The following is a 14,514-nucleotide window of genomic DNA, read 5'->3' as shown; positions in this document are numbered from 1 at the left end:
GGTAAAACATAAAACTGCGGAAACTATAGTTTTCTTGCCCGTGAATTATTGATGCCTCATAAATTATCTACCAGTATGTCTTGAGAAAGTCACATGGAAATCGCGGATTTTTAAGTTTATCTGCGCTGTTGGAATGAGGGGCCAATGGATCCGTCTTTGACTACTGGTATTCCGCCAGCAGAAGCATTCGGCCACGTCCGCATCATCATCGGCATGATTCTGGGCTTGTGTGTTTCGCGCCTGCTCACCGGCTTTGCGCGTTTCATCCAGCATCCCGGCAAACAGAGAATCTATCCGGTGCATATGGCCTGGGTCGCCTTCGTGCTGCTGTCGGTGGTGCATTTCTGGTGGTTCGAATTCGGCCTCAGAATAATTCCCCAGTGGACATTCGAAAAATATCTTTTCGTTATTTTCTATGCCGGGCTTTACTTCCTGCAATGCACGCTGCTCTTTCCCGACAGCATGGAGGAATATACCGGCTATCGCGATTATTTCCTGTCGCGGCGCAAATGGTTCTTCGGCATTCTGGCGCTGATCCATATCGTGGATGTCCTCGACACCTTGTTGAAAGGCGTCGATCACTATCACCTCTATGGTATCGAATATCCGATCCAGACCGTGTGTTTCATCGTGTTCAGCGTCATCGCCATGTTCTGGGATAACCGGCGTTATCATGCGGTGTTCGCCACGCTTGCCTTGCTATACCAGATCGTCTTCACGCTGCGGCACTTCGCGACGCTAAACTGATCGCTTCTGCCTATCCGCATTGCGCGCCGTTTGCGCATCCACAAGGGTGCGAAACTGGCGCAACAGAGGGTGGCGTTCGGTCTGCTTGAGGCCGTAGTCGAGGTTGAACGCATAATCGAAATCGGGAGGGTTCAACCCGATATTATGCTGCAGCATGGTTTCGATCTTGTCGAAACCCTTGGCGAAGATCGCTTCCGGGGAGGCGCCGCGATTATAATCGGCCCAAAGGTCGAGAATTTCCGCACGCAGATCGTCGGGAAGCGGCGCGCATAGTTTTATGAGATCGGCCTTTTCACGCTCGGCGCGGCCATCGTCGGCGCTTTGGTGAATGGCCGGAACATCGCCGGAAATCGCCTCGCCCAGATCATGCACAAGGCACATTTTGAGAAGGCGCAGGCGGTCGCAATCTCCAAGCTCCTTGTCGAAAAGCGTGACCAAAAGACAGAGCCGCCAGCTGTGTTCGGCGGTACTTTCCGGGCGGCCTTCGGCGGTATGGCCGGAACGTAATGTGCTTTTCAGGCGTTCTGCTGCCTGAAGGAACTGAACAATGCCTTCGAGGCGATCCATATCGACCGGATGTTCCATTTTGGTTTGCATCGTTGCCTCCTCCAGTCGCGCATCGGTATGAATCACTATGGAAAATTACAATTTTAACGATTTGTTTGCCATGGTGGATGCCATAATTCTCATGGTCTGTGATATGGGCATAATCACGGGTGGATGGTCCGGGCATTCGGACCGGTAGATGGGCTTGGATAGGCATCGGGAAAAAGCGATGGTTGAGCAAAAGAACAAGGGACAAGCTGCTGTTGTACGCCCCTTATTAGCTTATGCTCCCGAGTTTTTGGTCCGGTCTCAGGGTGTCACGCCTGATCTCAGCCCGACGAAGACGACCGCCGAGTTGGCCGAGGAATTGCTGGCCGAGCGCGAGCATCGCAGGCGTCGCGATGAACTTTTGCGCCGCAAGCAGGAAATGCTGGATGGCGAACCGGCAGCACCTTTAACAGCTCATGATCCTGCTGCCGATATGCGCCAGCGCATGAGCGCCATACGCGCCGAATTACAGTCCCGGCTTGAGCCGGAAACAGTCCCGCAAACCGCGATCCCTGCACCGGACCTGCAAAGGCGGGTTGAACCGGAACGCGCGGCTGTCGCTCCAGCCGCTGTGGCGCAGGCTGCCAAGCCCCGCGGGCGCTGGCGCCTGCGTTGGGGTCGCATTCTCGGTTTCACCGTATTGGGTGGCTTGCTGGGACTTGGTTATGCAGCCCTTAATCCGCAGCATTATAGTGCCTCAACTTCCTTGCAGGTGTTTCCTTCCGAACGCCGCAGCGAGATTGCATCTGAAGCGGTGCTGAACCGTGCTGCACAACTGGCGCGCATCCAGTCGCCACGAGATTTCGGGCCTCCGCCGCTTCTTGACCAGCTACGCCACGCGCTTGATCGATTCACTACAGCGGAAGGCGAGGCCGGGCCCTCTACACCCGCGGGACTAACGGGTGCAGACATTGTGCGTCCGCATCTGGAATTTTCGCAGGCGCTCGATAGTGGCATCGTCACAGTCGAGGCGAGGGCACCCAGATCAGAAAAGGCGATTTCACTAATCAATGCGGTGGCTGAAGCGTTTCGCAGCCAGTTGACCGGTATCACCGGTGCGATGCGTAATGATCCCATTCTGCCCCAACGATTGCAAGCGCTGGAAGCTGATGTGACAACAGCGAAAGCTGCATTTGAAGCGTTCCGCGCCAGTCGGAATTTTGGCGATGAGGATAAATCCGCCCTTGAGAATGCTTTTGCCGAGGCCAAGGCTGAAACGGCGCGGATCGGTGCGGAAGCCAATCGATTAAGTACCATGACGGCAGAAAGCCTGGCAAATTCTGGCGTACCGGAAGATATGCGGTCGGGTCCGTTACCTCAACTCATTGAACTTTATCAAGAAGTGGGTGAGAGAGTTGTGTCTTCAATCGATGCTGAAATTGCCAATCAACGCAGCCTGATTCAAGCCGACCTGCGGAAAGCCGTCCAGAACGAGCAGAAAGCAGCATCCGCATTAACCGGGTTGAACGCGCCCCCGGCGACAGATGAAGATCGCAATCGCCTACAGGCGATGGAGCGCGATCTGGCCGCGCGACAGGCACTTTATGACGATGGCCTGATGCGGGCAACGCGAGGCGAAACAGACACATTGTCCGGAACAGGTGCTGCTGTGCGCTTTGTTGCGCCTGCTAGGGATTCTTTTGGCTGGCGCGGCGTTTCTTTGCAGAATGCGGTTCTGGCCGGATTGCTCGGGGGGCTGTGGCTCGGTCTGTTCTCGTGCCTGTTTGGAAGCAGGGTAGCACCTTCGGGAGAAGGGCAGGGGGCTGACGAAGCCGAGGCCGATGACGTGCTCGAAACCTATGGCGAAACGCGGCTTGCCGCCGTTATTCGCGAAGCGAACGAGCGCTGGGAAGTCGAGAACAACCGGGTTGATACAGCCGGAGAGGCGGACGAGTTGCAGCGCACCATCGACGATGTACGCGCGAACCGCGGCACCCGGTTCTGATATCATTCCTGAAACTTCTGAAAATCCTGTCCCCATTTTCACTTTGTCGCGCTTTCGCCAATTGTCATCGCGCGCCATGACGCTTATTGGCATGTATGCCCGACGGATGTGATGTATTTCCCAGACATTGCAGCCCGTTTATCTCGCAAAGCCGATATTTCGAACAGAAAGAAGCGCTCGCTATGGCCCAGTTGATCGATGGCAAGAAGCTCGCCGAGGATGTGGTTTCCACGGTGAAGACCGAAACCGAAAAGCTCGTTGCAGCGACCGGCGTTGTTCCCGGTATTGCCGTGGTGATCGTGGGCGAAGACCCGGCGAGCCAGGTATATGTCGCCTCCAAGGGCCGCAAGGCCAAGGAATGCGGCTTCCATTCTGTTCAGCATGATCTGCCGGACACGGCTTCGGAGCATGAGCTTCTCGATTTGATTGAGAGCCTCAACAACGATCCGGCCATTCACGGCATCCTGGTGCAGCTGCCGCTGCCGAAGCATATCGATTCAGGCCGCGTCATCCAGACGATTTCACCGGACAAGGACGTGGACGGCTTCCACTTCATCAATGTCGGCAAGCTGGGCACTGGTGAGGTCGATACTGCTTTCGTTCCCTGCACGCCAGCCGGTGCGATGATCATGATCGAGCGTGTTCATGGCCGCGATCTTTCCGGTCTCAACGCTGTGGTTATCGGGCGTTCCAACATTGTCGGCAAGCCGATGTTCAATCTGCTGCTCGCCGCCAATGCAACGGTTACGGTTGCCCATAGCCGCACCAAGGATCTGCCGGCAATTGCACGTACGGCGGATATTCTGGTCGCAGCCGTTGGTCGTCCACAGATGGTCAAGGGCGATTGGGTCAAGCCCGGCGCGACGGTTATCGATGTCGGTATCAACCGCATTCCGGCACCGGAAAAGGGCGAGGGCAAAACCCGCCTCGTTGGCGATGTTGATTTTGCGGATGCGGAAAAGGTTGCGGGCGCAATCACGCCAGTTCCGGGCGGTGTCGGCCCGATGACCATCGCTATGCTGATGGCCAATACGCTGACAGCGGCTTGCCGCAGTGTGGGCGTAAAAAAGCCCGCTTTCTGACACAATTGAGAGGCGCTTTTCGCGCCTCTTCACGCAATCTAGTGCGATTTGAGAGGCAAAGCGGTGCAAAATCCGCTTTGCCTTATTTTGTTGGCGTCGCCTCTTAGCACTACAGTTGCAAATTCGTCAGGCCGTGGCGAAACGAGTGATTTTCGAGCACCGGCGCGCAGGAAATTGCGCGTTGCAGCCCGGCATGGCGAAGAATGCAACTGTAGTGCTAGAAGACCGAAGCGCCCTCATCCGCCCGCCCCGCGATCTGCCGGAAGGCGCGGAACAATTCGCGACCCATGCCGTGTTCGTTGGCAGAAAGATCGGGGCGCTCCTGAAGTCGGGCGTCGAGTGTCGCCTGATTGATCAAAACTTCCAGCGTACCATTGACCGCATCCACGCGGATAACATCGCCATTGCGGATTTTTCCGATGGCGCCGCCATCAAGCGCTTCCGGCGTGACATGGATTGCGGAAGGAACCTTGCCCGATGCGCCCGACAAACGACCATCGGTGACGAGGGCCACGCGCTGGCCGCGATCCTGCAGGATGCCGAGAACGGTCATCAGCTTGTGCAGTTCCGGCATGCCATTGGCTTTCGGCCCCTGATAGCGAACCACCGCGACGAAATCACCGGTCAGATCGCCTGCCTTGAAGGCAGCCTGCAATTCGGCCTGATCGTTGAACACCTTGGCGGGTGCTTCGATCACCTGACGCTCCGGCTTCACGGCGGAAACCTTGATGATCGCATTGCCAATATTGCCCGTCAGCACCTTGAGGCCGCCGCTCGGCTGGAACGGCGAATGAATCTTGGCCAATACCTTGTCGTCGCCGCTCTTGTCCGGAACCGGCTCGCGTATGACGGTGCCGTCAGCGCCAAGCTTTGGCTCGATGGCGTAAGGGCGCAGCCCTTCGCCCCAGACGGTGCGCACATCTTCATGAAGAATGCCGCCGTCGAGAAGCTCGCGGATGAGGAAGCCCATGCCGCCTGCGGCATGGAAATGGTTCACATCGGCAAGACCGTTCGGATAGACGCGGGCGAGCAGGGGCACCACGTCCGAAATCTCGGAAATATCGTGCCAGGTCAGCTTGATACCAGCCGCCGCTGCCATCGCGATCAGATGGATTGTATGGTTGGTCGAACCACCAGTGGCATTGAGGCCGATGATGCCATTGACGAAAGACCGTTCGTCCAGCATTTCGCCGACTGGCGTATATTCATTGCCGCAGGCCGTGATCGCCAGCGCCCGCTTGGCGGCTTCGCGCGTCAGTGCATCGCGCAGCGGCGTGCCCGGATTGATAAAGGACGCGCCCGGCAAATGCAGGCCCATGATTTCCATCAGCATCTGGTTGGAATTGGCAGTACCGTAGAAGGTACAGGTGCCGGGACCGTGATAGGACTTGGATTCCGAGATCAGCAGTTCGTCACGCCCGACCTTGCCTTCTGCATAAAGCTGGCGTGTCTTGGCCTTCTCGTCATTCGGCAGGCCGCTGGTCATCGGACCGGCAGGCACAAAGATTGCAGGCAGGTGACCGAAGGTCAGCGCACCAATGATCAGGCCCGGCACGATCTTGTCGCAGACGCCGAGGTAAACCGCGGCATCGAACATGTCATGCGACAGGCCGACAGCAGCAGCCATGGCAATGACTTCACGCGAGAACAGCGAAAGTTCCATCCCGGCGAAACCTTGGGTGACGCCATCGCACATCGCTGGCACGCCGCCCGCCACCTGTGCAACGCCGCCCGCATCGCGGGCTGCCTGCTTGATGAGCTGCGGAAAGGTCTCGAACGGCTGATGCGCCGACAGCATGTCGTTATAGGCGGTGATGATGCCCAGATTCAGCACTTCGTCGCCGGTCAGGGCAGCCTTGTCATGCGGCCCGCAGGCCGCAAAACCATGGGCGAGATTGGCGCAGGCCAGAACCGTGCGGTTCGGCTTTTTCAGGGCTGCCTCGCGCACGCGGCCAATATAGGCCTCGCGGGTTGGTTTGGAGCGTTCACGGATGCGCTCGGTGATTTCCTGAATGCGTTTGTGAGCGGACTGCATGGGCATGGGTATCACCTGTGCCAATCTGGCCTGAATGGAATTTAACTGGTCCAGTAAAGCTGGATGGGGGTGCGGGCATGGTGGAAGACGGCCCGTACCGGCATTTCAAGTTCATCGTCGCCGGACAGCGCCTTTTCAAGCGTTGCCTGCTTGGCCGCGCCTTCGATGTGAAGCACGAGCATGTCGGCCTCGGCGATGAGCGGCAAGGTCAGTGTCAGGCGCTTTTCGCCCGCACCTTCGGCATGGATTGGCAGGACGAGCGCCCGCGTTGTCGGGTCGATCGCCTGATCGAGCCGGTCGGCATTCGGGAAAAATGATGCGGTATGACCGTCATTACCCATGCCAAGTACCACCACGTCGAAAGGACGGCGCAATGCGTCGATGCGGCTGGCGGCGGCAAGCGCCGCCGTTTCGGCCGTCGCCGCCGGATTATAGAGGCCGATGAACCGAGCCACGCCCGCATGATCGCGCAAAAGATGGTCGCGGACCAGCTTTTCGTTGGAACGATCACTGTCGACGGCCACGAAACGCTCGTCAACGAGGGTAATCGTGACGAGGTTCCAGTCGATCATCTTGCGCGACAGCACCTCGAACAGTTTCAGCGGCGTGGTGCCGCCGGAGACGGCCAGTGTGGCCTGTCCCCGCTCAGCGATTGCGGCTGCCAGCTTGATTGCAATCGCCTCAGAAAGCGATTGCGCCAGTTCCGTTCCGCTGGTGAAGTCGTGACGTTCGATGTTCATGCCGTTCCTTTCAGGGTCCTTACAACGTTTCGTGCCAAGTGCGACCGTCGCGTTCAATCAATGCGATGGACGACGATGGCCCCCACGTCCCTGCGGTGTAACCCTGGACCGGCTGACTGTTCAACTCCCATCCCTGGAGGATCGGATCGACCCAGCGCCATGCGGCCTCGACTTCGTCGCGACGCATGAACAGGGTCTGATTGCCGCGAACAACGTCCATGATCAGCCGTTCATAGGCATCCGGATTGCGTTCGCTGAAGGATTCGGCAAAGCTCATGTCGAGCGGAACATGACGCAGGCGCATGCCGCCCGGGCCCGGATCCTTGATCATCAGCCACTGCTTGACGCCCTCATCGGGCTGCAGGCGGATGACGAGCTGATTGGCAATGACCTTGCCAGCACTTTCACCGAAGATCGAATGCGGGATCGGCTTGAAGGTCACGACGATTTCCGAAACACGGGTTGCCAGACGCTTGCCTGTGCGCAGGTAGAACGGCACGCCCGCCCAACGCCAGTTGGCGATTTCGGCTTTCAGCGCCACGAAGGTTTCCGTGTTGCTGTTGTCGTTTTCGAGGTCTTCAAGGTAACCGCGAACCGGGCCGCCGGCAGATGCGCCAGCGCGATACTGGCCGCGAACCGTTACATCTTCGACATTGGCATTGGTGATGGGCTTCAGCGAACGCAGCACCTTGACCTTTTCGTCATGTACGGCATCCGCTTCAATCGACGATGGGGGTTCCATGGCAACAAGGCAGAGCAGCTGGAGGATATGGTTCTGCACCATGTCGCGCAGTGCGCCCGCCGTGTTGTAATAACCGGCGCGGCCTTCAAGGCCGACCGCTTCGGCAACGGTGATCTGGACATGGTCGATATGGGCGGAGTTCCAAAGCGGCTCATAAAGCGCATTGGCAAAGCGCAGCGCCATCAGGTTCTGCACTGTTTCCTTGCCCAGATAGTGGTCGATACGGAAAATCTGGTCTTCGCGGAACACGCTGCCCAGCGTGTCGTTGAGCGCCATTGCCGAATCCAGATCGCGACCAATCGGCTTTTCAACGATGATGCGGGTGTCGCGGGTGATGAGGCCATGGCTCTTCAGGCGTGTGGCAATGTCGCCGAACAGGGTCGGGCTGACTGCGAGGTAAAAGGCGCGAATCTTTTCCGGCTTCTTGCCAATCAGCGTCTTGAGCGCATCCCAGCCCTCTTCGGACTTGGCATCGACGGCAACGTAGCTGAGGCGGGTCAGAAATTCTTCCACCTGCTTTTCATCGACTTCTGCAGGCTTGACGTGCTCATGAATGGCATCGCGTGCAAATTTGCGATACTCGTCATCGGTCATGGGGCTGCGCGAAGCGCCGATAATGCGCGTCGGGTCGGAGAGCTGGCCTGCACGCTGCCGCTGATACAATGCCGGGATCAGTTTGCGTTCGGCTAGGTCGCCCGAGCCGCCAAAAACGATGCAGTCGAAAGGCTCTACCGGAATAGTCTGGCTGGTCATCTGTCGCTCTCTTCTTTCGTTCGCGCAAATCAGTCTGATGCTTCGATTCTGAAATTCATACGGCTTGGGAAGCAGCCTACGTGACGAATTCCAGAAGCGAAAGGACACCAGAGACTTAATAAACTCTCGTCGGGTTTCCAGGCGTTGTGTCATTGAACGCAAAGTTCATTCAGATGACGGCAGCCTTGGATCCACCAAACGATCACAGCTTACTATGACAAGGGTGCCATATGCGCGGACCCTGTTTATAATTTAATCGATTTAAATTCAATGGCTGTGTTGCTGGATATCGATAAAACATTGGGGCGATTTCGATATTGTGATCGAGCCAATTTGGGGCGTTGAGCGTCAGGCGCGGCAAAATATATGCATAACGAAATGTTTCACATCTTTGGAAGCGTACTCAACAGAAGATGTTGGACAATTTTGCCTTCGTGAGGGAATTGGCGTGACCAACAAAGGAGACCAGAATTTCTTCTGGCCCCCCATGATAGAAGAGTAGGTGAGTGTATAGGATATTGCTATTTGACTAAGTCGAATTAACGATGGCGGTCGCATTGCGCGACGCACGCTTTATATACGCTCGCTTGGCATTTTGCCCTTAAGGTCGGTGTTTTCTCCATATCGCAAGACTTATCGTGCAACGCCGCGTTGCTGCATACTTCGCCCAAGTCATCTAAGTGTTGCGGACATATAAAAAAGGAGGGTGCCGCAAAGGCAGGCGTCGAGAGAGATGTGACGAATAGCATTAAAAGAATATTCTTCATAAAATATACCACCTTTATTGTTAATAATTACACAGTATATATAAATAAATATTTTGGTATCACAGCTTATAAATAGCAACTTATTGAGAATTGAAATTTTAGTTTCGAGATTTTCCTAATATCTATCCCGGTTCCGAGCGTGGTCTGCGCGCATTGATAAGATTGGCATTATTTCCTTGGCCCAGGCATGGATTTGAATAAGAATCGTGTTTCAAGTGATTTGCACACAAAGTCTGAAACGGCTTTGTCAAAGGAGAATGACATGAAGAGGCTGCAGGATAAGGTCGCAATCATCACCGGCGCCGGATCGGGTTTCGGTTCAGGCATGGCGCACCGATTTGCAGCCGAAGGCGCGAAAGTCGTGCTGGCTGACGTGAATGTGAAGCGCGTGGAAGACGAACTGGCGCATATCGGCAAGAATGCGCTGTCGGTTCAGGCGGATGTATCACGCAAGGACGATGTCGAGCGCGTGGCGCGTGCAGCCTTCGAGGCTTTCGGGCGCATCGACATCATGGTCAATAATGCCGGTTTCACCCATCGCAACATGCCGTTGACCGAGGTGGATGAACACAATTTCGATCTCATCAATGCCGTCAATATGAAGGCGCTTTATTATTCGACGCAGATCGTTGTGCCGATCATGGAGCATCAGGGCGGGGGCGTCATCATCAACACCGCTTCGGCCACCGCGTTGCGTCCGCGCAAGGGGCTGGTCTGGTATAGCGCATCCAAGGGCTGGATTATCAGCGCCACCAAGGCGATGGCGCTGGAGCTGGCCGAAAAGAACATTCGCGTCAATTGCATCTGCCCGGCGGAAAGCGACAGCGAAGCGCTGAAGCTGTTTCTGGAAGACGATACACCGGAAGCGCGTCAGACCCTGAAGGCGACGATCCCGCTTGATCGGTTTTCGACGCCGGAAGATGTGGCCGAAGCCGCCCTTTGGCTCGCATCCGACTCCGCCTCGATGGTGACGGGGACGGCGCTCAGTGTCGACGGCGGCTATTCCATTTAGCAACCTGCTTCAGCGAGGAAGTCATCATAAATGGCTTCCAGCCGCTTGTGGCGTTCGGCGGCCATGCACCTTCCGGTTTCCGTCCTGAAACCGGAAGCAAGCTTGAACAGCTTTGTGCGGAAGTGGTCGAGCGCATAGGCTTTGTCGTCAAGCGCACGGTCATCAGCGCGCGGGTCACGCCAGTCATAAAGGGCGCTTCCCATACGGCCTGCTATATAGAAGCAGCGCGCTGCACCGATCACGCCAATTGCGTCGAGCCTGTCGGCATCCTGCAAGGTTTGCGCCTCGATGGTCACGGGCTCGATATTGGCGGAAAAACTGTGCGCCTCAACCGCATGGGCGACGTGGGCAATGCGCTCTTCGTCCCAGCCGAGGTTGCGCAGCAGTGCGGAAGCCTTGTCGGCAGCAAGACGCGAGGCCTTGTGCCGGTCGGGTGAATTTTTCTCCACGCTCACGCAATCATGCAGAATTGCCGCCGCGCAGAGAATTTCGGCGTCGCCGCCTTCGGTACTGTGAATGGCCGAGGCATTCTTCCAGACGCGGGCAAGGTGGGACAGATCGTGCGATCCGTCCTCACCATGTTCCAATGCATGCGGCAGAAGTTCAGCGGCAAGCGTTTCGAAGGGCGCGAAGATATGGTCTGTCATTCAATGTCTCAAAGAATCATGGAAGTGATGGAGTGACAGCCAGTATCCCTTGGTTGCGTCAGTTCTGTGAAGCGCGGCGCAGCACTATCCAGTTATAAAGCGCACCAAATGCCATCATCAGGCAGGTGCCGAGAAACACGGCGCGCATGCCGAAGTGGCCGCCGACGAAGCCGCCTGCCACCGGGCCCGCGACCTGTCCGACATATTGCGCCGAGACCGAATAGCCGAGGATACCGCCGGCGACACGGTCGGGCACATTGTGCCGGATGACGCTGGTGATGCAGGGCAGGAGGCCGCCCAGCGCCAGCCCCATCAGGAAGCGCAGGCCGATCAGTTGCCAGGCTTGCGTGACGAAAGCCTGCGGGATCAGCAGCAGCGCGGAAACCGCCAGCGCACCGATGATGACATATCTGTGTCCGACGCGGTCGGCCAGACGCCCGAGGCGCGACGAGGACAGGATGCTGCCCAGTGCAGCCGCAGCCATTACAACGCCGGAAATCAACGTGATCTTGGTCTGGTCGTCCATCAGCTGCATGACATAGACAGTGATGATCGGCTCGATCGACATATTGGCGAACAGCAGCAGCATGCCCGTCACCAGCATGGCCAGAACCGGCTTTCTGTCGGGGATGGCAGCCCAGATGGATTCCGCCTTCTGCTCCTTGGTCGGTTTTGGCGGCTTGCGCTCTTCGCGGATCAGGAAAGTCGTGGCGAGGAAGGTCAGGAAGATCACGCCGCCTGCCAGCCAGAATGTGGCGCGGATGCCGATCAATGGCGGCAATGCGCCGCCGAGCAGCGGTCCGGCCAGATTGCCCGCCATGATGCCCGCCGAAAGCGCCCCCAGCGCCCAGCCGGTCTTGTCTTTCGGAGTCTGTGTCGCGACGAGGATCATCGAGCCGGAGGAGTAGCCGCCCGCAATGCCGACGAACAGGCGCAACGCGACCAACTGCCAGACGCTCGTTACCATGCCGATCAGCGACATGGCGATGGCCATGCCGAGACTGGCGCGGATCAGCATCAGCTTGCGGCCATAGCGGTCGCCAAGCTTGCCCCAGACCGGCGCGACGAAGGCGGCGGCGAGAAAAGTGGCGCCATAGGCGATACCGGACCACTGCACGATGGCTGCATGATCGGACACGCCAAGCTGCTCCACATAAAGCGGCAAGAAAGGAAGCAGGAGCGACATGGCGATCAGCGTGGTGAACGAACCGAGGAGGCAAATGAGCAGGTTCTGTTTCCAGTAGCGCTCGTGGTTTTCCTCAGCCTGTTTCGGGCCAGCCATAGGGCCAGCGGAGCCGTCTAAAGCGACGGCGTCCCTGGCGGCAGCTTGGGTCGTACTCATGTCATGTCCTGCGATTGCATCTGAATGTGTGAATGGACGATGCGGGAATGGGATTGTCTTGTATTCCATTTTGGGATACCAAAACGGAATACATGCATGCGCCTGTTGCTTCGCCTTGTCAACTCCCGTCAGGAACAAGGCATTCGCGGCGTGGTGAATAAGGAGACCAGACGGCAATGTCACAGATGCAAGAAGTGGAAACGCAACTCCGCGACATGATACTCGGGCTTGAGCTTGGGCCGGGCGAACGCCTGACAGAGCGCTGGGTCGAGGCGCAGTTTGCCGCTTCCCGCACGCCGATCCGTGCAGCGCTGCTGCGGCTGGAAGCGGAAGGGCTTGTCTGTCGGGAAGGGCGCGGCTGGACGGTTTCGCCGATCAATCTCAACGAGATCGAACAGATTGGCGTCTATCGCGAGGCGCTGGAGGTGGCGGCGATCCGGCTCACCGCTGCGCTTGACGACCGCAGCGGCGTGGAGCCGATTGGCGCCATGCTGGACAGTTGCGATGCCGAAACCTCGCGTGAGGAATGGCATAGGGTCGGCATGGATTTTCATATCGAACTGGCGCGGCTGTCAGGCAATGAGTTTCTAAGCCGCGGCGTGCGCGATGCAATGCAGCGCCTGTCGCGGGCGCGCTGGCTGGAAGTGCGTGACGAAGCGGCACTTGCCCGCGCCTGGCGCGAGCATCACGCAATCCTTGATGCAGTGCGCAATGGCGATGCGGACGAGGCGGCAAGGCTGTTAAGCGCCCATCTGGGCGGCAGCCGCGACCGTCTCGTCAACAGTTTGCACGAAGATCGTCGCGGCCTGAAGGCGCGCGGCTTTGCGGTCATCAGCGCTTGAGTTAGCGCCAGTCTGGAAGCCTGTGTCCGCCGCGCGAGAGACGGGAAGTGCGCCCTTCCATGAGGCCAAGGTCGCGCAGCAGGTAATCGGGCGAATGTTCGCTGACGACATAGGGCGCTGGTTTGCGCTGAAACAGGCGCGTGAAAAGGTGGTGCCAGCCAGTGGCGGCTTTATCGGCAGGGCCAGACGCAGTGCAGACCCCTGCAAGGGCTGGCGCATTTATCTCGATGTTTTGCATGGTTCCGGCTTTGCTTTTGTGAGCTGTGGGAGGTAGCTCAGTTAAACTCTGCCTATAGATATGGCCGGAAAAGCTGTTGTTTTCCAATTGAACGTCGATTATCCTACATAAGGAGAACTTATGTATCATGGTGTCGTCGCTTCCCCCTTTATCCGCCATTCGCGTCTTTGAATCCGCATCCCGGCATGCGAGCTTTACCAAGGCTGCGGAAGAGCTTGGCATGACGCAGGCCGCTGTCAGCTATCAGATCAAGATGCTGGAGGAGCGGGTTGAAGCGCCCCTCTTTCTGCGCATGCCGAGGCAGGTGAAACTGACCGAGCTTGGCGAGCGACTGGCGCCGTCCGTTACCGAAGCTTTTGAAACAATGCGCACGGCTTTCGCGACCTTGCGGGAGGATACGGAAGGTGTTCTTTCGATCAGCGTCGTGGCCACTTTCGCAGCCAACTGGCTGGTTCAGCGCCTTGGCTCGTTCCAGATGGAGCATCCGCTTCTGGCGGTGCGGCTCGATTCCAACGACAGACTGGTCGATTTCACCCAGAGCGAGGTTGATCTGGCCGTCCGCACCGGCACTGGCGACTGGCCGGGACTGGTCAGTCATGAGCTGATCAAGGCGCAATTCACACCCATGTTGAGCCCGAAGCTTGCGGCGAGCATTGGCGGGGTGCGCGAACCGGCCGACCTGTTGCGCCTGCCCCTCATTGATGCGGGCGATCCGTGGTGGAGACAATGGTTCGAAGCCGCTGGCGTTCCCGATCCGCAATTGCAGGGCCATGCGCAGAACCGCCTGGGCACCCAGCTTCTGGAAGGGCGGGCGGCCATAGCCGGACTTGGCGTGGGCATCTTGACGCCCGCTTTTCACACCGTGGAAATAGGGGCCGGACTGTTGCTCCAGCCATTTGATCTTTTGCACGACGATGGGCGTTCCTATTGGCTGGTCTATCCGGAATCCCGCCGCAACATGCCGAAAATCCGGGCTTTTCGGGAATGGATATTGGGAGAACTTGGAAAATAACGGCTACGGGCAAAAT

Annotated in this window: 13 protein-coding genes; 6 read left to right on the top strand and 7 right to left on the bottom strand. The window is 57.6% G+C overall.

The window, feature by feature from the left end:
- Positions 1 to 144 precede the first annotated feature (144 nt).
- Positions 145 to 747 carry a hypothetical protein gene (locus tag QBD01_RS13500; RefSeq protein WP_280993223.1) on the top strand — a complete coding sequence of 201 codons (603 nt, stop codon included), beginning with the start codon at positions 145 to 147 and terminating at the stop codon, positions 745 to 747.
- Here the strand turns inward: QBD01_RS13500 and QBD01_RS13495 are convergent.
- The gene (locus tag QBD01_RS13495) at positions 739 to 1,344 is read right to left on the bottom strand and encodes an HD domain-containing protein (RefSeq protein ID WP_280993222.1); all 606 of its coding nucleotides are present in this window, start codon (positions 1,342 to 1,344) and stop codon (positions 739 to 741) included. The genes QBD01_RS13500 and QBD01_RS13495 overlap by 9 nt on opposite strands.
- A gap of 178 nt (positions 1,345 to 1,522) precedes the next feature.
- On the opposite strand from QBD01_RS13495, the gene QBD01_RS13490 reads away from it, so the two are divergent.
- Positions 1,523 to 3,286: a lipopolysaccharide biosynthesis protein gene (locus QBD01_RS13490; RefSeq protein WP_280993221.1), complete on the top strand. Its 1,764-nt coding sequence runs from the start codon at positions 1,523 to 1,525 to the stop codon at positions 3,284 to 3,286.
- Between the two features lie 182 nt (positions 3,287 to 3,468).
- The gene (gene folD / locus QBD01_RS13485) at positions 3,469 to 4,368 is read left to right on the top strand and encodes a bifunctional methylenetetrahydrofolate dehydrogenase/methenyltetrahydrofolate cyclohydrolase FolD (protein ID WP_280993220.1); all 900 of its coding nucleotides are present in this window, start codon (positions 3,469 to 3,471) and stop codon (positions 4,366 to 4,368) included.
- 217 nt (positions 4,369 to 4,585) lie between these two features.
- On the opposite strand, the gene edd is transcribed toward folD, so the two are convergent.
- From edd to zwf, 3 genes are read right to left on the bottom strand one after another with little or no spacing between them, the layout of a single operon-like run.
- On the bottom strand, positions 4,586 to 6,409 hold the full coding sequence (gene edd, locus QBD01_RS13480; protein ID WP_280993219.1) for a phosphogluconate dehydratase: 1,824 nt from the start codon (positions 6,407 to 6,409) through the stop codon (positions 4,586 to 4,588).
- A 35-nt stretch (positions 6,410 to 6,444) separates the two neighbouring features.
- Positions 6,445 to 7,143: a 6-phosphogluconolactonase gene (gene pgl / locus QBD01_RS13475; RefSeq protein WP_280993218.1), complete on the bottom strand. Its 699-nt coding sequence runs from the start codon at positions 7,141 to 7,143 to the stop codon at positions 6,445 to 6,447.
- Between the two features lie 19 nt (positions 7,144 to 7,162).
- Positions 7,163 to 8,638, bottom strand: coding sequence for a glucose-6-phosphate dehydrogenase (gene zwf / locus QBD01_RS13470; protein WP_182520797.1), 1,476 nt, complete (start codon positions 8,636 to 8,638; stop codon positions 7,163 to 7,165).
- A 1,029-nt stretch (positions 8,639 to 9,667) separates the two neighbouring features.
- On the opposite strand from zwf, the gene QBD01_RS13465 reads away from it, so the two are divergent.
- Positions 9,668 to 10,417, top strand: coding sequence for an SDR family oxidoreductase (locus tag QBD01_RS13465; protein ID WP_280993217.1), 750 nt, complete (start codon positions 9,668 to 9,670; stop codon positions 10,415 to 10,417).
- On the opposite strand, the gene QBD01_RS13460 is transcribed toward QBD01_RS13465, so the two are convergent.
- The gene (locus QBD01_RS13460; protein WP_280993216.1) at positions 10,414 to 11,064 is read right to left on the bottom strand and encodes an HD domain-containing protein; all 651 of its coding nucleotides are present in this window, start codon (positions 11,062 to 11,064) and stop codon (positions 10,414 to 10,416) included. The two genes, QBD01_RS13465 and QBD01_RS13460, sit on opposite strands and share 4 nt — an antisense overlap.
- A 58-nt stretch (positions 11,065 to 11,122) precedes the next feature.
- The gene (locus tag QBD01_RS13455) at positions 11,123 to 12,406 is read right to left on the bottom strand and encodes a multidrug efflux MFS transporter (protein WP_280993215.1); all 1,284 of its coding nucleotides are present in this window, start codon (positions 12,404 to 12,406) and stop codon (positions 11,123 to 11,125) included.
- A 176-nt stretch (positions 12,407 to 12,582) separates the two neighbouring features.
- On the opposite strand from QBD01_RS13455, the gene QBD01_RS13450 reads away from it, so the two are divergent.
- The gene (locus QBD01_RS13450) at positions 12,583 to 13,248 is read left to right on the top strand and encodes a GntR family transcriptional regulator (RefSeq protein ID WP_280993214.1); all 666 of its coding nucleotides are present in this window, start codon (positions 12,583 to 12,585) and stop codon (positions 13,246 to 13,248) included.
- 1 nt (position 13,249) lies between these two features.
- On the opposite strand, the gene QBD01_RS13445 is transcribed toward QBD01_RS13450, so the two are convergent.
- Positions 13,250 to 13,486 carry a hypothetical protein gene (locus QBD01_RS13445; protein ID WP_280993213.1) on the bottom strand — a complete coding sequence of 79 codons (237 nt, stop codon included), beginning with the start codon at positions 13,484 to 13,486 and terminating at the stop codon, positions 13,250 to 13,252.
- A gap of 127 nt (positions 13,487 to 13,613) precedes the next feature.
- On the opposite strand from QBD01_RS13445, the gene QBD01_RS13440 reads away from it, so the two are divergent.
- Positions 13,614 to 14,498 carry a LysR substrate-binding domain-containing protein gene (locus QBD01_RS13440; protein WP_280993212.1) on the top strand — a complete coding sequence of 295 codons (885 nt, stop codon included), beginning with the start codon at positions 13,614 to 13,616 and terminating at the stop codon, positions 14,496 to 14,498.
- Positions 14,499 to 14,514: the final 16 nt, after the last annotated feature.

The organism is Ochrobactrum sp. 19YEA23, from assembly GCF_029909865.1.
Lineage (GTDB): Bacteria > Pseudomonadota > Alphaproteobacteria > Rhizobiales > Rhizobiaceae > Brucella > Brucella gambitense.
This window is presented reverse-complemented; position numbering and strand designations above follow the sequence as displayed.